This window comes from Streptomyces sp. NPDC006294, from assembly GCF_042870895.1.
GTDB lineage: Bacteria > Actinomycetota > Actinomycetes > Streptomycetales > Streptomycetaceae > Streptomyces.
Genome location: NZ_JBIAHV010000013.1, coordinates 57,201 through 72,633, shown reverse-complemented (window position 1 = coordinate 72,633; position 15,433 = coordinate 57,201). Strand labels below are relative to the sequence as shown.

17 protein-coding genes and 1 riboswitch are annotated in these 15,433 nt (G+C 72.8%); of the genes, 8 read left to right on the top strand and 9 right to left on the bottom strand.

The genetic code is table 11. The features are described from left to right. Positions 1-45: 45 nt before the first annotated feature. Positions 46-1,251, bottom strand: a complete 1,206-nt coding sequence (rocD, locus tag ACFYOP_RS23375) for an ornithine--oxo-acid transaminase (protein ID WP_356895408.1) — start codon at positions 1,249-1,251, stop codon at positions 46-48. Positions 1,252-1,414: 163 nt separating this feature from the next. Further along, positions 1,415-1,502: riboswitch (ZMP/ZTP riboswitch) on the top strand. A 36-nt stretch (positions 1,503-1,538) separates the two neighbouring features. On the opposite strand from rocD, the gene glyA reads away from it, so the two are divergent. Continuing rightward, the gene (gene glyA / locus ACFYOP_RS23370; RefSeq protein WP_356895410.1) at positions 1,539-2,807 is read left to right on the top strand and encodes a serine hydroxymethyltransferase; all 1,269 of its coding nucleotides are present in this window, start codon (positions 1,539-1,541) and stop codon (positions 2,805-2,807) included. 342 nt (positions 2,808-3,149) lie between these two features. Here glyA and ACFYOP_RS23365 read toward each other — a convergent pair whose 3' ends face one another. From ACFYOP_RS23365 to ACFYOP_RS23355, 3 genes are read right to left on the bottom strand one after another with little or no spacing between them, the layout of a single operon-like run. Further along, positions 3,150-3,848 (bottom strand): hypothetical protein, encoded by a 699-nt coding sequence (locus tag ACFYOP_RS23365; protein ID WP_356895412.1) that lies wholly within the window; start codon positions 3,846-3,848, stop codon positions 3,150-3,152. Positions 3,849-3,891: 43 nt separating this feature from the next. Continuing rightward, positions 3,892-4,725 carry a hypothetical protein gene (locus ACFYOP_RS23360; RefSeq protein ID WP_356895414.1) on the bottom strand — a complete coding sequence of 278 codons (834 nt, stop codon included), beginning with the start codon at positions 4,723-4,725 and terminating at the stop codon, positions 3,892-3,894. Continuing rightward, positions 4,718-5,353 carry an RNA polymerase sigma factor gene (locus tag ACFYOP_RS23355; protein ID WP_388452631.1) on the bottom strand — a complete coding sequence of 212 codons (636 nt, stop codon included), beginning with the start codon at positions 5,351-5,353 and terminating at the stop codon, positions 4,718-4,720. The genes ACFYOP_RS23360 and ACFYOP_RS23355 overlap by 8 nt, the downstream gene beginning before the upstream one ends. A gap of 55 nt (positions 5,354-5,408) precedes the next feature. On the opposite strand from ACFYOP_RS23355, the gene trpS reads away from it, so the two are divergent. From trpS to ACFYOP_RS23340, 3 genes are all read left to right on the top strand, one after another. Beyond that, the gene (trpS, locus tag ACFYOP_RS23350; RefSeq protein ID WP_356895418.1) at positions 5,409-6,422 is read left to right on the top strand and encodes a tryptophan--tRNA ligase; all 1,014 of its coding nucleotides are present in this window, start codon (positions 5,409-5,411) and stop codon (positions 6,420-6,422) included. A 168-nt stretch (positions 6,423-6,590) separates the two neighbouring features. Continuing rightward, positions 6,591-7,172 carry a 2'-5' RNA ligase family protein gene (locus ACFYOP_RS23345; protein ID WP_356895420.1) on the top strand — a complete coding sequence of 194 codons (582 nt, stop codon included), beginning with the start codon at positions 6,591-6,593 and terminating at the stop codon, positions 7,170-7,172. Between the two features lie 85 nt (positions 7,173-7,257). After that, positions 7,258-8,208, top strand: coding sequence for a YihY/virulence factor BrkB family protein (locus ACFYOP_RS23340; RefSeq protein WP_356895422.1), 951 nt, complete (start codon positions 7,258-7,260; stop codon positions 8,206-8,208). Here ACFYOP_RS23340 and ACFYOP_RS23335 read toward each other — a convergent pair. Continuing rightward, a complete protein-coding gene (locus tag ACFYOP_RS23335) occupies positions 8,156-9,409 on the bottom strand; it encodes a D-alanyl-D-alanine carboxypeptidase (RefSeq protein WP_356895424.1) in 1,254 nt (417 codons plus the stop codon). The two genes, ACFYOP_RS23340 and ACFYOP_RS23335, sit on opposite strands and share 53 nt — an antisense overlap. A 121-nt stretch (positions 9,410-9,530) precedes the next feature. Between ACFYOP_RS23335 and ACFYOP_RS23330 the strand changes: the two genes are divergently transcribed. Then, positions 9,531-9,827, top strand: a complete 297-nt coding sequence (locus ACFYOP_RS23330; protein WP_356895426.1) for an SCO4848 family membrane protein — start codon at positions 9,531-9,533, stop codon at positions 9,825-9,827. Then, complete coding sequence (locus ACFYOP_RS23325) at positions 9,824-11,230, top strand: metallophosphoesterase (protein ID WP_356895428.1); 1,407 nt, start codon at positions 9,824-9,826, stop codon at positions 11,228-11,230. Before ACFYOP_RS23330 ends, ACFYOP_RS23325 begins: the two co-directional genes overlap by 4 nt. A gap of 10 nt (positions 11,231-11,240) precedes the next feature. On the opposite strand, the gene ACFYOP_RS23320 is transcribed toward ACFYOP_RS23325, so the two are convergent. Genes ACFYOP_RS23320 through ACFYOP_RS23310 form a run of 3 tightly spaced genes read right to left on the bottom strand, consistent with a single transcriptional unit; the run spans position 11,241 to position 12,855 of the window. Beyond that, on the bottom strand, positions 11,241-11,960 hold the full coding sequence (locus ACFYOP_RS23320; RefSeq protein ID WP_356895430.1) for a TetR family transcriptional regulator: 720 nt from the start codon (positions 11,958-11,960) through the stop codon (positions 11,241-11,243). A gap of 11 nt (positions 11,961-11,971) precedes the next feature. Next, positions 11,972-12,406, bottom strand: a complete 435-nt coding sequence (locus ACFYOP_RS23315; RefSeq protein ID WP_356895432.1) for a DCC1-like thiol-disulfide oxidoreductase family protein — start codon at positions 12,404-12,406, stop codon at positions 11,972-11,974. Positions 12,407-12,411: 5 nt separating this feature from the next. Beyond that, positions 12,412-12,855: a hypothetical protein gene (locus tag ACFYOP_RS23310; protein ID WP_356895434.1), complete on the bottom strand. Its 444-nt coding sequence runs from the start codon at positions 12,853-12,855 to the stop codon at positions 12,412-12,414. Positions 12,856-13,013: 158 nt separating this feature from the next. Here ACFYOP_RS23310 and ACFYOP_RS23305 point away from each other — a divergent pair, with 158 nt between their 5' ends. Continuing rightward, on the top strand, positions 13,014-13,859 hold the full coding sequence (locus ACFYOP_RS23305; protein WP_356895436.1) for an alpha/beta hydrolase: 846 nt from the start codon (positions 13,014-13,016) through the stop codon (positions 13,857-13,859). Positions 13,860-13,962: 103 nt separating this feature from the next. On the opposite strand, the gene ACFYOP_RS23300 is transcribed toward ACFYOP_RS23305, so the two are convergent. Continuing rightward, positions 13,963-14,895: an SMP-30/gluconolactonase/LRE family protein gene (locus ACFYOP_RS23300; protein ID WP_356895438.1), complete on the bottom strand. Its 933-nt coding sequence runs from the start codon at positions 14,893-14,895 to the stop codon at positions 13,963-13,965. A gap of 74 nt (positions 14,896-14,969) precedes the next feature. On the opposite strand from ACFYOP_RS23300, the gene ACFYOP_RS23295 reads away from it, so the two are divergent. Continuing rightward, positions 14,970-15,425, top strand: coding sequence for an Lrp/AsnC family transcriptional regulator (locus ACFYOP_RS23295; protein ID WP_356895440.1), 456 nt, complete (start codon positions 14,970-14,972; stop codon positions 15,423-15,425). The last annotated feature ends 8 nt before the right edge of the window (positions 15,426-15,433 follow it).

Sequence of the window (15,433 nt, the reverse complement as noted above, 5' to 3'; positions counted from 1 at the left end):
GTCACACCGCCGGCCGGGCGCCGGGCCGCGCCGCACACGCACCCGTCAGCCGGTCAGCACGGCGCGGATCCGGTCCAGGCCCCAGTCCAGGTCCTCCTTGCTGATCACCAGCGGCGGGGCGATCCGGATCGTCGGCCCATGGGTGTCCTTCACCAGCACCCCGAGGTCGACCAGCCGCTCCGAGACCTCCCGGCCGGTGCCGTGCTCCGGCGCGATGTCCACACCCGCCCACAGACCGCGCCCCCGCACCGCCGTCACCGCGCCGGTGTCCATCAGCGGGCGCAGCTCGCGCTGGAGGTGGTCACCCAGTTCGGCGGCGCGCCGCTGGAACTCGCCGGTGCGCAGCATCGCGACCACCTCCAGGGCGACGGCGCAGGCCAGCGGATTCCCGCCGAACGTCGAACCGTGCTCGCCCGGCCGGTGGACGCCCAGCACCTCGGCCGAGGACACCACGGCGGACACCGGCACCACGCCGCCGCCGAGCGCCTTGCCGAGTACGTACATGTCCGGCACCACGCCCTCGTGTTCGCAGGCGAAGGTCGTTCCGGTCCGGCCCAGCCCCGACTGGATCTCGTCCGCGACGAACAGCACGTTCCGCTCGCGGGTGATCCTGCGGACGCCGGCGAGGTAGCCCGCCGGCGGGACCACCACACCCGCCTCGCCCTGGACGGGTTCCAGCAGCACGGCGACCGTGTTCTCCGTGACCGCCGACTCCAGCGCGGTCAGGTCCCCGTACGGGACGATCTCGAAACCAGGGGTGTACGGCCCGTAGTCCGCCCGTGCCTCCGGGTCGGTGGAGAAACTGATGAGCGTGGTCGTCCGGCCGTGGAAGTTGTCGGCCGCCACGACGATCTTCGCCATGTCGGCCGGTACCCCCTTGACCCGGTAGCCCCACTTGCGGGCGGTCTTGACGGCCGTCTCCACCGCCTCCGCGCCGGTGTTCATCGGCAGGACCATCTCCATGCCGCACAACTCGGCGAGCTGCGCGCAGAAGTCGCCGAACCGGTCGTGGTGGAACGCGCGGGAGGTCAGCGTGACCCGGTCGAGCTGCGCCTTGGCCGCCTCGATCAGCCGGCGGTTGCCATGCCCGAAATTGAGCGCCGAGTACCCGGCGAGCAGATCGAGGAAGCGGCGGCCCTCGACATCCGTCATCCAGGCGCCGTCCGCCGTGGCGACGACGACCGGCAACGGGTGGTAGTTGTGCGCGCTGTGCGCCTCGGCCGAGGCGAAGGCGGCTGTCGTGCTCGGCACGGGTCCTCCGATCGTCGTGGACGGCTCTCTCCCGCAAGGCGGGGCGGGACGGGCCGCGGGGTCTGCTTCGTCGTGCCCGGTCTCCTCTCCATCGTCCCGCTCCGTGCGCGGCTCGCAGTGTGGAACGCCCCGCGCGGCCCCCCGTCCGGCCGCTACTGTGGTGGCCACGCGCGGCGACTGGCGTACGGGGAAGCGACCCCGAGGGAGCCGCGCGGGCAGAGCACGTGGTGTCGACCGCCTGGGCACCCCGGGACCACGACCGTCACGGACCGTCCCGGAGGACACCCATGACCCTGCCCCTCTCCCATCCCGCGCTCTCGGCCACCGACCCCGAGCTCGCGTCGCTCGTCGGCGCGGAGGAGCGGCTCCAGGCCGACACGCTGCGGCTGATCCCGAGCGAGAACTACGTCTCGCAGGCCGTGCTGGAGGCGTCCGGCACCGTCCTGCAGAACAAGTACAGCGAGGGCTACGCCGGCCGCCGGTACTACGAGGGCCAGCAGAACATCGACCAGGTCGAGCTGCTCGCCGTCGCCCGCGCCAAGTCCCTCTTCGGCGTCGACCACGCCAACGTCCAGCCCTACTCCGGCTCCCCGGCCAACCTCGCCGTCTATCTCGCCTTCGCCGAGCCCGGCGACACCGTGATGGGCATGGCGCTGCCGATGGGCGGCCACCTCACCCACGGCTGGGGCGTCTCCGCCACCGGCAAGTGGTTCCGCGGCGTCCAGTACGGCGTACGCGAGGACACCGGCCTCATCGACTTCGACGAGGTGCGGGACCTGGCGCTCAAAGAACGGCCCAAGGTCATCTTCTGCGGCGGCACCGCGCTGCCGCGCACGATCGACTTCGCCGCCTTCGCGGAGATCGCGCGCGAGGCCGGGGCCGTGCTGGTCGCCGACGTCGCGCACATCGCGGGCCTGATCGCGGGCGGCGCCCATCCGTCGCCCGTGCCCCACGTCGACATCGTCTCCACCACCACCCACAAGACCCTCCGCGGGCCGCGCGGCGCGATGCTCATGGCCCGCGAGGAGCACGCCAAGGCCATCGACAAGGCCGTCTTCCCCGGCCTGCAGGGCGGCCCGCACAACCAGACCACCGCCGCGATCGCCGTCGCCCTCCACGAGGCGTCCCTGCCCTCCTTCCGCGACTACGCCGCGCAGGTCGTCGCCAACGCCAAGGCACTCGCCGGCGAGCTGCTCGCCCGTGGCTTCGACCTGGTCTCCGGCGGCACCGACAACCACCTGATCCTGATGGACCTCACCTCCAAGGACGTCCCCGGCAAGGTCGCGGCCAAGGCGCTGGACCGGGCGGGCGTCGTCGTCAACTACAACACCGTCCCGTACGACCCGAGGAAGCCCTTCGACCCCTCCGGCATCCGTCTCGGCACGCCGTCCCTCACCTCCCGTGGTCTCGGCACGGAGCACATGGCCGCGGTCGCCGCGTGGATCGAGCGGGGCGTCGTCGCGGCGGGCAAGGGGGACGAGGGCGAGCTGGCCGCGGTCCGCGCGGAGGTGGCGGACCTGATGAGCGCGTACCCGGCCCCCGGCCTGCCCACCTGACGACCCGCCCGCGCCCGGGGCGCCCCTCCGGTCCCTCCCGCGGTGTCGGAGCCGGGGCCCGGGTCCGCCCGGGCCCGGCCCGACGCCGCCGTCCGGTGGGACCTTTCGGTCCCGCCGGTGGGCGGGCGCGGGTGGAGGAGACGCCCCCCACCCCGCCCCTTCCCGAAACTGGGGCTCCGCCCCAGACCCCAAGGGCGCCCGGGGGCCGGCGCCCCGGCACCCGGGCCCAGCCGGTACGCACGAGCTCCGCGCCACCGGGCCGCGCCCGCCGGGCCGGTGGCGCAGATCCGTCTCGGTCCGGGCTCCGCGCGACCGGCCCCAGGCGGTCCGGCCGCGCGTCGCTCAGTTGTCCACGAGCTGTTGCCGTGGACCCGGGTCGTCCCGCCGGGGGCCCCTGAAGGGCAGTCGGGGGAGGCGGGTCGCCAAGGGGCGGAGGGTTATGGCAAGGGCCGCGCCCGCCGCAAGGCCCGGGAGGGACCACCACCAGCCCGTGGTGGTCGGCGGGTCAGCCGCGGTGGCCGCCGCCTCCGCCGGGTCCTCCGGCGCGCTTCCGTCCTGTTCCCACGCGGGCGGATAGCCCGCCCCGCCGCCGCCGGAGGGCGACTTCGCGCCCATCAGGCCCAGCTTCGTCAGCAGTCCGGTCAGTTCCTTCGGCTGCACGGACCGGTGCCACGTGCCCGTCTCGGCGCCCGGCTTCGACGAGGTGTGTATCCATACGGCGTCCGCGCCCTCGGCCGGATACACGCGGTCGACGCGCCACGGCTCCACGTCGTGGATCATCCACGTCACATTGATCAGCCGTGTCCCGACCGGCATGTCCAGCGACGGTGGCCGTTCCCGCTGGACGGCGGCGCCGGTGGAGCCCAGCAGGGCCGACAGCTCCTCGTACTGCGCGTCGGAGTAGTACAGCGCCGTCGTCTCGCCGCTCTCCGGTGAGGAGAGCAGAACGCTCGTCGGCCCCCCGGCCGCGGCGCCGGGCGCGAACGCCCACGTCAGGGCGAGCACCGCCATCAGTGCGGCAAGTCGTCGTACCAGTCGCATGTTTCCCCCAGCCGACGCCCGGCCCGGACCGTCCGGCCCCGCGTCATCTCTGGTACACCGCCCGAGCGCCCGAGGTTCCACCTTCCGCCGACTCGGCCACCGCCCTGGCCCGCTGCACCGATGCCACGCCCTCCAGCCGCAGCGTGGTCCGCCCGTCCCCGGTCGTCCACAGCAGCGTCGGGCCCGCGGTCCGCTCGGCCCGCACCCAGCCCTCGCCGCGTGCGTCGGTCATTCCGAAGCGCAGCTGATGGGGCTCCTCGAACCACAGCGCCGTGCCGTCGTCGGCGAGGGTCACCCACTGCGGCATCAGCCGGGACTGCTTCGCGAATCCCAGGTCCAGCCTGGCCGGGAACTCGTCCAGCCGGACCGTACGGCCGTCCTCGCGCCAGCACAGGCTCACCACCGACCGCCCGTGCGGCCCCACGGTCACCGACACGGCCTCCGGAGGGCCGAGTGCGCCCGGCACCCAGGGCGTGAAACCGGCCCGCCGGCCGGCCTCCGAGAGCGGGACCGGGTCGGTGCACCAGGGCACCGCCGGGGCCGCTCGCGGCGGGGCCGTCGGGTCGTGGCGCACCTCGACCCCGCCGAAGCCGAACCAGTCCGCGACCCCGGCCCGCACCGGCGGGGTGAGCACCAGGACCACCAGCACGCCGGACAGGCCCACGGTCAACGCACGCCACCGTCCGCGCAGCCACCGCACCGCCCGCCGCCGCACCGGCGGCGCGGGGGCCGGGGCCGACTCGGCGAGGAGCTGCGCCAGCACCCGCTCCGCCATCGTCTCGCCGTCCACGTCCGGGATCCGGATCCCGCGGCCCAGCCCGCGCAGCTCCTCCGCCAGCTCCTCGTGCCGGCCGGAGCCGCCGTCCCCGTCAGTCATGCCCCTCACCTCCCTCACCGTCCGTCCGCCGGGCCACGTCCATGCGCTGCGCCAGCCGCGCCAGCGCGCGGTTCAGCCGGGACTTCACCGTCCCCCGCGGGCAGCCGATCGCGTCGGCCGTCTCCGCCTCGTCCATCTCCAGCAGATACCGGTGGACCACGACCTGCCGCTGCTCCTGGCTCAGCTCCGCCAGCGCCGTCAGCAGGAGCCCCCGCCGCTCCCGCGCCACGGCGGCCAGCGCCGGGTCCGCCGACTCCGGTATCAGCGGCTCGGGCCCGAGCAGCAGCGCCTCCCGGTCGGCGACGGCGCGCCGCCGCGCCGCGGAACGCACCGTGTTCCTCGTCTCATTGGCCACGATCCGCAGCAGCCACGGCCGGAACGCCGCCCCGTCCCGGAAGCTCCCCAGCGCCTGATACGCCTTGAGGAAGGCGCTCTGCACCACGTCCTCCGCGTCCGGGCCCGCTCCGAACACCACCGCGGCACGCAGCGCGACCGCCGTGTGGGCGCGGACCAGCTCCGCGTACGCCTCCGGCTCCCCGGCGCGCACACGGGCGATCACCGCGCCCTCGGCATCGACGATGCGGCCCCCCTCCGGACCCCGCTCGAGGGTCCCCTCCCGCGTCCTCACACCTTTGATACACCGGCGGCCGGAGATCGGTTCCGCACCTGAGAGAATGGTGTGCATGGCCTCATCCCGACCCCGCGCGCTCTCCGGTATCCAGCCCACCGCCGGTTCGTTCCACCTCGGGAACTACCTCGGCGCCATCCGCCAGTACGTCGCGCTGCAAGACACCCACGACGCGTTCTACATGGTCGTGGACCTGCATGCGATCACCGTGCCGCAGGACCCGGCGGAGCTGCGTGCGAACACCCGACTCGCCGCGGCCCAGCTGCTCGCGGCCGGCCTCGACCCGGAGCGGTGCACGCTCTTCGTCCAGAGCCACGTCCCCGAACACGCCCAGCTCGGCTGGGTCATGAACTGCCTCACGGGCTTCGGCGAGGCCGCCCGCATGACCCAGTTCAAGGACAAGTCGGCCAGGCAGGGCGCCGACCGGGCCACCGTGGGCCTGTTCACGTACCCGATCCTCCAGGTCGCCGACATCCTGCTGTACCAGGCAGACGCGGTGCCGGTCGGCGAGGACCAGCGCCAGCACGTCGAGCTGACCCGCGACCTCGCGGAGCGCTTCAACGGCCGTTTCGGTCACACGTTCACGGTCCCGGCGCCGTACATCGTCAAGGAGGTCGCCAAGATCTACGACCTCCAGGACCCGTCGATCAAGATGAGCAAGTCGGCCTCCACGCCCAAGGGCCTGGTGAACCTGCTGGACGAGCCGAAGACCACCGCGAAGAAGGTCAAGAGCGCGGTCACCGACACCGACACGGTGATCCGCTTCGACGCCGAGGAGAAGCCGGGCGTCAGCAACCTGCTCACCATCTACTCCACCCTCACGGGTACGACGATCGCCGATCTGGAGCAGAAGTACGAGGGCAAGGGCTACGGTGCGCTCAAGACCGACCTCGCCGAGGTGATGGTCGACTTCGTCACACCCTTCCGCACCCGTACGCAGGAATACCTGGACGACACGGAGACGCTGGACTCGATCCTGGCCAAGGGCGCGGAGAAGGCGCGCGCGGTCGCGGCGGAGACGCTGGCGGACGCGTACGACAAGCTGGGATTCGTCCCCGCGAAGCACTGAGCCGCGGCACTGACGCCGCAGCACCGAGCCGCACAGAACCGGCAGAGTCCGAGGGCCTGTGTCCAAGGACTCTGGCCACACCGAGGGTGCAGCCGCCACACTGGCGGCTGCACACCCGCTCACCGATCCGTACCGACAGCTTCGGCACCGACACCTGAGGAGAACGACGTGGGGACCGTAACGCTCGGCGTTTCGATCGCGGTCCCGGAGCCCTACGGCAGCCTGCTCCAGGAGCGGCGCGCGGGCTTCGGTGATCCCGCCGCGCACGGCATTCCGACCCACGTCACCCTGCTGCCGCCCACCGAGGTCGACTCGTCCCTGCTGCCCGCCGTGGAGGCGCATCTGCAGGCCGTCGCGGCGGCCGGCAGGCCGTTCCCGATGCGGCTCTCCGGCACCGGGACCTTCCGACCGCTCTCGCCCGTCGTCTTCGTGCAGGTGGTCGAGGGCGGCGCCGCCTGCACCTGGCTGCAGAAGCGGGTGCGGGACGCGTCCGGGCCGCTGGTGCGCGAGCTGCAGTTCCCCTACCACCCGCATGTGACGGTGGCACACGGCATCTCCGAGGAGGCCATGGACCGCGCCTACGAGGAGCTGTCCGAGTACCGCGCGGAGTGGACCTGCGCCTCCTTCGCGCTCTACGAGCAGGGCGAGGACGCCGTGTGGCGCAAGCTCAGCACGTACGCCTTCGGGGGCGGCATCTCGAGCGTGCCCACCCAGGGCGCCCCGGTCGACGAGCACGCCACCAGCCTCTGACCGACCCCGTCACCCCGAGTAACGACTCGAGGGGACCGGCGTGCCGCCGGGCCTGCGGAGCGTGACGGCGGGTAGGCGTACTCGCATGGACTGGCTGATCAAGCTCCCCGTCGTCGGCCCGCTGGTGCGGCGGCTGATGCGCACCCATGCCTGGCGGTCGTACGAGACGCTCGACCGGGTCCACTGGACGCGTCTCGCGGCCGCCGTCACGTTCCTCAGTTTCCTGGCGCTCTTTCCGCTGATCACCGTCGCCGCGGCGATCGTCGCGGCCGCGCTCGACCAGCAGGCGCTGGAACGGCTCGACGACAAGCTGTCCGAGCAGGTGCCCGGCATCTCCGACCAGCTCGACATCGACGGCCTGGTCGCCAACGCGGGCACGGTCGGTGTCGTCGCCGGTGCGCTGCTGCTGCTCATGGGCGTCGGCTGGATCGGCTCGATGCGGGAGTGCCTGCGGGCCGTGTGGGAGCTCGACGACGAGGACGAGGGCAACCCGGTCGTCCGCAAGATCAAGGACGTGGGGGTGCTGGCCGGTCTCGGCGGCATCGGCCTGGCCTCGTTCGCGGCCTCCGCGCTCGGCTCCATGACCGTCGGCTGGACCGCCGACCGGCTGGGCCTGGCGGACGGCGGGATCGGCGGAGTGCTGCTCCAGCTCGCCGCCGTCGCCGTCGGCGTGCTCGCGACCTTCCTGATCCTGCTCTACGTCCTGACCATGCTGCCCGGGGTCCAGCCGCCGCGCCGCCGCCTGGTCGTGGCCGCGCTGATCGGCGCGGTCGGCTTCGAGCTGCTCAAGCTGCTGCTCGGCGGCTACATCAGCGGTGTCGCCTCCCGCAGCATGTACGGCGCCTTCGGCGTCCCGATGGCCCTGCTGCTGTGGATCAACTTCACGGCGAAACTGCTGCTGTTCTGCGCCGCGTGGACGGCGACGCCGAGCAGCGGCGAGGAGCAGGCCGCCGACGAGGAGCCCGCCGACGGCGAGGGCCCCGTCAGGGACGCGGCTCCCGGGAGGACCGGTCCGGCAGCGGCCACCGGCGCCTGAGCAGGAACATCGCGGCCCCCAGCCCTGCCAGCACGGCTCCGGCGATGCTCAGGGCGATGCCGATGCCGCTGGTGCCAGTCTGCGAGGCGGCGACCGGCTCTGCGGCCTTGTCCTTGCCCGCGTCGTCCTTGACGGGCTCCGGGTCGGGGGACTCGGGCCGCGCCGACGCCGGCGGGACGAGCTCACCGATCGGCGTCACCTTGCCGGCCGCCGCGAAGCCCCAGTCGAGCAGCCTGCCCGCCTCCTTGTAGACGGCCATGCTCTCGTCCGACTCGGGGTGCATCACGGTGACGAGCAGCACCTTGCCGTTGCGCTCCGCGACCCCGGTGAATGTCGAACCCGCCTGCGTGGTGGTGCCGTTCTTGACACCGGCGATGCCCTTGTACGGGGTCACGCCGTTCGCGCCCGTGAGCAGCCGGTTGGTGTTCTGGATCTTGAACGTCTCGCGCTTCTTGCCCTTCTTCGCCAGCCCCGGGAAGTCGGCGCTCACCGTCGAGCAGTACTCGCGGAAGTCCTTCTTCTGCATCCCGCTGCGCGCGATCAGCGTGAGGTCGTACGCGGACGAGACCTGGCCGGGGGCGTCGTAGCCGTCGGGGGAGACGACCTTGGTGTCCAGCGCCTGGAGCTCCGCCGCGTGCGCCTGCATGTCCGCGACGGACTTCTTCATGCCGCCGTTCATCGCCGCCAGGACATGGACGGCGTCGTTGCCGGACCGCAGGAAGACCCCGAGCCACAGGTCGTGGACCGTGTAGCTCTGGTTCTCCTTGACCCCCACCAGGCTGCTGCCCGCGCCGAGGTCGGCGAGCTCCTCGGGGGCGACCTTGTGGACGGTCGTCTTCGGCAGCCTGGGCAGCAGCGTGTCCGCGAAGAGCATCTTCATCGTCGACGCGGGGGGCAGCCGCCAGTGCGCGTTGTGGGAGGCGAGCACGTCTCCGCTCTCGGCGTCCGCCACTATCCACGACCGGCCGCTGACGCTCTTGGGCAGGACCGGTGCGCCGGGCCCCAGCAGGACCTGGGTGCCCGGCTTGGCGAGCTGGGCGCCGCCGACCGAGGACATGATCGCCGGAGGCTTCGCCTTCTTCCGGTCGGGATTGTCGTCGTGCGTGGCCGCGAAGGCCGGGGCGGCGGTCGTCGCGGGCAGCAGCGCGGCGGCGAGGACCGCCAGGGCGGCCCTTCGCGCGGTCGTTTTCAGAGCAGGCACGGACGAGAACGTACAGGGCCGCGTTGAAAATATGGAGATCGGCCCGCTGCTCGGCCGGAAGCGACGCCGGGACGGCCCACCCCGGAGAACCCGGACGGAGGACGGCCGCGATACTTGGTCCATGAAGCTCAGCCGCTCCGTCTCCTGGTTCCTGCTCGTGTTCGGGGTGTGGAGCTGGTTCATCTGGATCACTTTCGTCAAGAACCTGTGGCGGGACGCCGGCGGGCTCGCCTTCGACGACGCGGGTGACCCCACCGGCTACTTCTGGGTCCATCTGCTGCTCGCCGTCACGTCCTTTGTTCTGGGGACGGTCATCGGGGTCATCGGGTTGCGCGGGGTGCGCGCCCTGCGTCGCGGAAGCGGCGGGGGAACGGGTCCGGGGGCAGTGAACGGCCAGGAGACAGGGAGCCGGTCATGACGGCCGTCGTCGTACTCGTGATCATTCTGGTCTTCGCGCTGCTCGCCGCCGTCCACCGGTACGTGTGGCGCCGGCTGGTCCGCGACACGACCGTGCGGGGCACCGCCGCGCGCCGGATCGGTACGGCGGTGGTCTGGGCACTGCCCCTGCTGTCGCTCGCGGCCCTCACCTCCGGCCGGGCCGGAGCGCCCTTCTGGCTGCAGCGGATCGTGGCGTGGCCCGGCCAGTTCTGGCTCGCGGTGCTGCTCTACCTGGTCCTGGCACTGGTCGTGGGCGAGGCGGTCCGGCCCCTGCTCCGCAGGGCCCTGGAGCGCCGTGCCGCCGCGTCCGGCGATCACCCGGACGAGGCCGCCGCCTCCTCGGCGCAGGCCACGTCCGGGTCCGCCGCCGCCAAGGGCGCGGTCCTCGCCGGGTCCGCCGCCTCGCAGACCGCCGGGGCCTCCGGTGAAGGGACCCGTCCGGCGGAGGGCGCGGTCGCGGTCGACGGCGCGACGCCGACCGGGCCGGACGAGGACGTGACCGCCTCCGCCGACGAGCCGGATGCGGGCCGCGTCGACGACTCGGCCGCCGCCGGCGTGTCGCGGCGGCTGTTCGTGTCGCGGATCGTCGGCGGCGCGGCGGCCGCCGCCGCGCTGGGGACCGTCGGCTACGGCACGTACGGCGTGCTCCGCGGCCCCAGCGTCAAGCGGGTCACCGTTCCGCTCGCCAAACTGCCGCGCGCCGCCCACGGCTTCCGTATCGCCGTCGTCAGCGACATCCACCTCGGGCCGATCCTCGGCCGCTCCCACACGCAGCGCATCGTCGACTCGATCAACGCCACCCAGCCGGACCTCGTCGCCGTCGTCGGGGACCTCGTCGACGGCTCGGTCGCCGACCTCGGGTCCGCGGCGGAGCCGCTCGCGCAGCTCCGCGCCCGCCACGGCTCGTTCTTCGTGACCGGCAACCACGAGTACTTCTCCGGCGCCGACGAGTGGGTCGACCACGTCCGTGAGCTCGGGCTGCGCCCGCTGCGCAACGAGCGCGTCGAGATCGCACGCGGCTTCGACCTGGCCGGCGTCGACGACGTGGCCGGCGAGAGGGAGGGCCAGGGCCCCGACTTCGTACGGGCCCTCGGCGACCGGGACCGTTCCCGCGCCGCCGTGCTCCTCGCGCACCAGCCGGTCGTCATCCACGACGCCGTCGAGCACGCCGTCGACCTGCAGCTGTCCGGTCATACGCACGGCGGGCAGCTCTGGCCCGGCAACCTGCTGGCCGAGCTGGCCAATCCCACCGTCGCCGGCCTGGAGCGCTACGGCGACACACAGCTCTACGTGACCCGTGGCGCGGGCGCGTGGGGCCCGCCGGTGCGGGTGGGCGCGCCGTCCGACATCACCGTCGTGGAGCTCGCCTCGCGCCAGGCGTAGCCCTCGCGCCTCAGTCCTTCTTGCGGGCGGCCACGGTCTGGGCCATGCCCGGCAGGAAGTCCGTGAACAGCTCGTGCACTTCGTGGACGAGCGGGCGCAGCACCCGGAAGCGGGCGAGCGCCACGCCGCGGGCGGTGAGCCGGGCGCCGCGCTGGGCGAGGCGCCTGCTGCGTTCGCTGTTCTCGGAGCGGTCGAAGACCCAGTACAGGACGAGGCCCATCTGGGAGAGCCACATCAACTCCGGGAGGACCTCCCGCAGTTCCTCCGCCACCTTCGACTTCGACCCGGCCAGCACCTCCCGGTGGACGTCGATGGCGGCCTCGCGGGCGTGTTCCGACTCGGGGGAGAAGGGGCTGAGCGGGCTCTCCGGGTCGGCCGCGTTCTTGAAGAACTGGGCCGCGAACTCGTGGTACGGCGCGGCGATGTCGAGCCAGGCGGTGAGCACGCCCGCCAGCCGGGCCTCGAGGTCGGTCTCCTTGTCCAGTACGGGCCGCACCGCCGCCTGGTGCTCGGCGGCGATCCGGTCGTAGAAGCCCTGGACGAGGTGTTCCTTGGAGCCGAAGTAGTAGTAGGCGTTCCCCACCGAGACCCCGGCCTCTTTGGCGATGGCCCGCATCGTCGTCTTGTCGTAGCCGCGTTCCTGGAAGAGCCGGAGCGCGGTCTCGAGGATGAGCGTGCGGGTCTGTTCGCTCTTCGGAGCCTTCGCTCCGGCAGGGGCGTTCTCAGTCACGGTGCCCGAGCCTAGTCGGGTACCGAGCACCGGTCGTCGCAGGGAACGGCCCCCGCGGCCCCCGTGCTCCCCGCGGCCCCGGCGGCTCCGGAGCCCGTCGCCTCCCGGTACTTGGCCGCCGCGAGCATCGAGACGCGCACGAACGGGGCGCCGGCCGGGGTGGCGAGCCAGTGGGCCCTGGGCCGGTGTTCGGCCAGGGCCCAGAGGCAGACGATCCACGCGGCCTGGCCCGAGTAGACCTGGCCCCGGTCGCCGATGACGGTGATCTCGCGCATGGTCCTCGCGTGGTCGAGCCTCGGATATCTGCGCCGCGCCTCCGCCGACCCGGCGGGCACCAGGCGCAGCGGCACGAGCTGCGGCTGCCGCAGCAGCCAGCTCCGCAGACGCACGCACAGGGAGCAGTCGGCGTCGTAGAGGACGGTGAGCGACCGGACCGCGATGCCCATCGGGGTCACGCTCCGGCGGGGCCGCCGGCGGGGGCGGTCCACGGGCCCGCGGGGGCCTGCTGCGTCCAGCCCTGGGGGCCGACCGGCGGAGTCTGCTCACGTTCCATCACCCGGCGGCGGCGGATCTTGTTGAGCACGTAGACGTTGCCGAGGTGCATGACGCCGAGGACGAGCAGGACGACTCCGATCTTGACCGACAGGGCCTCGAAGAGGCCGCGGGTCTCGGTGATCTCGTCGGCCGACCTGAGATAGAGCGCGATGAAGCCGAGGTTGACGAGGTAGAAGCCGACCACCAGCAGGTGGTTCACGGCGTCCGCGAGCTTCTCGTCCCCCTTGAGCACGTCGGCGAGGAAGATCCGCCCGTTCTTGCTCAGGGTGCGGGCGACCCAGGCGGTGAGCCCGACGCTGATCAGCAGGTATGCGACGTACGCGACAACAGTGAGGTCCATGCCCCACCCTCCCTTGAACATGTTCAAAAGCTGGCGGTCCTGACTGTAGACCTGCCTTTGAACATGTTCAAGTCAGTGCCGCACCGGGCCGGCGGCGAGGAAGGGCGACGGAGGAAAGGCGGAGCGCCGGAGGCGGGCGTGGCCGTAACCTCGGCCCGATGACTCTTGCTTACGACGAGGCCGGCGAAGGCCCGCCCGTTCTTCTGCTCCACTCCTCCGTGTGCGACCGGCGGATGTGGGAGGCCCAGTTCCATGCGCTGGCGGACGCCGGGCACCGGGTGGTGCGCTGCGACTTCCGCGGCTACGGCACGACACCGGTGGCCGAAGGCCCCTATACGGACGCCGGCGACGTGCTCGCGCTGATGGACGCCCTCGGTCTCGAACGGGCCGCCCTGGTCGGGTCCTCGTTCGGCGGCCGGGTCGCCCTGCTGGCGGCCGCCGCCGCCCCGCGCCGGGTGAGCGCGCTGGCGCTGCTGTGCGCCGCCCCGCTGCCCGGACATGAGCCGAGCGCGGAACTGGCCGCTTTCGGCGCCCGTGAGGACGAGTTCTTCGAGGCGGAGGACCTGGCGGGCGCGGCCGCGCTGAACGTCGCCACCTGGGTCGGCCCGGACGCCGACGAGGCGGCCAGGGACGCCGTGTACGCGATGCAGCTCCACGCCTTCGAGGTCCAGACGGCCGCCGAGAAGGCCGTGGAGAGCGACGGCGCGCCCTACGTCCTGTCCGGCGGCAGGGTCACGGAGTTGCCCGACTTCTCGGCGTTCACCGGGCCCTGCCTCGCCGTGTCCGGCGGCCACGACCTGCCGGACTTCTCCCGGGCGGCCGCCCGCGTCCCGGAGCTGCTGCCGAACGCGCGCCATCTCGAACTGCCGTGGGCCGGCCATCTCCCCGGCCTGGAGCGGCCGGCCGAGACGAGCGCCCTGCTGACCGGCTTCCTGGCCGGAGCGGCCGGAGCGGCCGGAGCGGCCGGAGCGGCCGGAGCGGCCGGAGCGGCCGGAGCGTTCTGAGAGGGCCGAGAGGGCGGACAGGCCGGAGCGCTGAGCGGCCCTCCCGGCGGCCCCCAGGCGCCGCCTGAGCCGAAGTCCCGCCGGGCGGCCCCGGTGCGACCCCTCAGGCGCGGCGGATGCGCGGGGCGCCGGTCACGGAGACGACCAGGGAGTACAGCGAGGTCGTGGCCGTGATGAACATGCGGTTGTTCTTGGGGCCGCCGAAGGCGACGTTGGAGACGGCCTCCGGGACGCGGATACGGCCGATGAGGGTGCCGTCGGGGTCGTAGCAGTGGACGCCGTCGTGCATCGCCGCCACCCACAGCCGGCCCTCGTCGTCGAAGCGGATGTTGTCGAACCGGGCGTCGCCGCCCGTCGCCTCGGCGAACACCTCCCCGTCGTCCAGGGTGCCGTCGTCGCGGACGCCGAAGACGCGGATGTGGCCGGCGACGGTGTCGGACACGAACAGCCGCCGCTCGTCCGGCGAGAAGACGAGGCCGTTGGGTCCGCCGAAGCCGTCGGCGGCCCGCTGGACGGCACCGGTCGACGGGTCGATCCGGTAGACGTCGCAGCCGTCCATCTCCTGTTCGGCGCGGTGACCCTCGTAGTCGCTGGTGATGCCGAAGGTGGGGTCGGAGAACCAGACGGAGCCGTCGGAGCGCACCACCGCGTCGTTCGGGCTGTTGAACCGCCTGCCCTCGAAGCGGTCGGCGAGGACGGTGATCCGGCCGTCCGGTTCGGTGCGGGTGACCCGGCGGTTGCCCTGCTCGCACGAGATCAGCCGGCCCTCGCGGTCGAGCGTATTGCCGTTGCTGTGGCCGGTGGGGGAGCGGAACAGGCCGATCGCGCCGGTCTGTTCGTCCCAGCGCAGCATCCGGTCGTTCGGGATGTCGCTCCACACGAGCTGGCGCCAGGCCGGGAGGTAGACCGGCCCCTCGGCCCAGCGGCAGTCGCCGTGCAGCTGCTCGAGCCGTTCGTCGCCGTTGGCGCAGCGGCCGGTGCGGAAGCGGTCGTCCAGGATCTCGTATATCGACGGACGTGGGGTGGTGGACGTCATGCGGCCCTCCCGAAGTAAATCCGAATGTGGTTCGGCTCGTAATGCCTATCGCAGTATGAGGTATGGTCGCAACCATGGACGACATCGACCGTGAGCTCGTGGCACTGCTCCAGCGGGACGCCACCCAGCCCTACGCCGCGCTCGGCAGGGCGGTCGGCCTGTCGGCGGGCGCCGTGCACGAGCGGGTGCGCAAACTGCGCGAGCGCGGTGTCATCCGGCGCACCACCGTGGACGCCGATCCGGCCGCGCTGGGCCTCGGGGTGCTCGCCTTCGTCATGGTCGACTCGTCGGCCTGGATGGGGGATTCGGCGGAGGCTTTCGCCGCGATCCCGGAGATCCAGGAGGCGCACGTCATCGCCGGCAGCGCGTCCGTCATGGTGAAGGTGCGCACGTCCACCACCGAGCAGCTGCAGGACGTGCTGCGCCGGCTGTACACCGTCGAAGGGGTGAGCGGCACGCGGGCGACGGTCGTGCTGGAGACGTTCTTCGAGCGGCCCGTCCACCCGCCGGCCGCGCCCCCTCCGGCCTGAACGCCGGC

Coding starts and splice junctions, on each gene's coding strand:
- glyA (WP_356895410.1), top strand. CDS start 1,539: ATGACCCTGCCCCTCTCCCATCCCGCGCTCTCGGCCACCGACCCCGAG.
- ACFYOP_RS23365 (WP_356895412.1), bottom strand. CDS start 3,848: ATGCGACTGGTACGACGACTTGCCGCACTGATGGCGGTGCTCGCCCTG.
- ACFYOP_RS23360 (WP_356895414.1), bottom strand. CDS start 4,725: ATGACTGACGGGGACGGCGGCTCCGGCCGGCACGAGGAGCTGGCGGAG.
- trpS (WP_356895418.1), top strand. CDS start 5,409: ATGGCCTCATCCCGACCCCGCGCGCTCTCCGGTATCCAGCCCACCGCC.
- ACFYOP_RS23340 (WP_356895422.1), top strand. CDS start 7,258: ATGGACTGGCTGATCAAGCTCCCCGTCGTCGGCCCGCTGGTGCGGCGG.
- ACFYOP_RS23330 (WP_356895426.1), top strand. CDS start 9,531: ATGAAGCTCAGCCGCTCCGTCTCCTGGTTCCTGCTCGTGTTCGGGGTG.
- ACFYOP_RS23325 (WP_356895428.1), top strand. CDS start 9,824: ATGACGGCCGTCGTCGTACTCGTGATCATTCTGGTCTTCGCGCTGCTC.
- ACFYOP_RS23315 (WP_356895432.1), bottom strand. CDS start 12,406: ATGGGCATCGCGGTCCGGTCGCTCACCGTCCTCTACGACGCCGACTGC.
- ACFYOP_RS23310 (WP_356895434.1), bottom strand. CDS start 12,855: ATGGACCTCACTGTTGTCGCGTACGTCGCATACCTGCTGATCAGCGTC.
- ACFYOP_RS23305 (WP_356895436.1), top strand. CDS start 13,014: ATGACTCTTGCTTACGACGAGGCCGGCGAAGGCCCGCCCGTTCTTCTG.
- ACFYOP_RS23300 (WP_356895438.1), bottom strand. CDS start 14,895: ATGACGTCCACCACCCCACGTCCGTCGATATACGAGATCCTGGACGAC.
- ACFYOP_RS23295 (WP_356895440.1), top strand. CDS start 14,970: ATGGACGACATCGACCGTGAGCTCGTGGCACTGCTCCAGCGGGACGCC.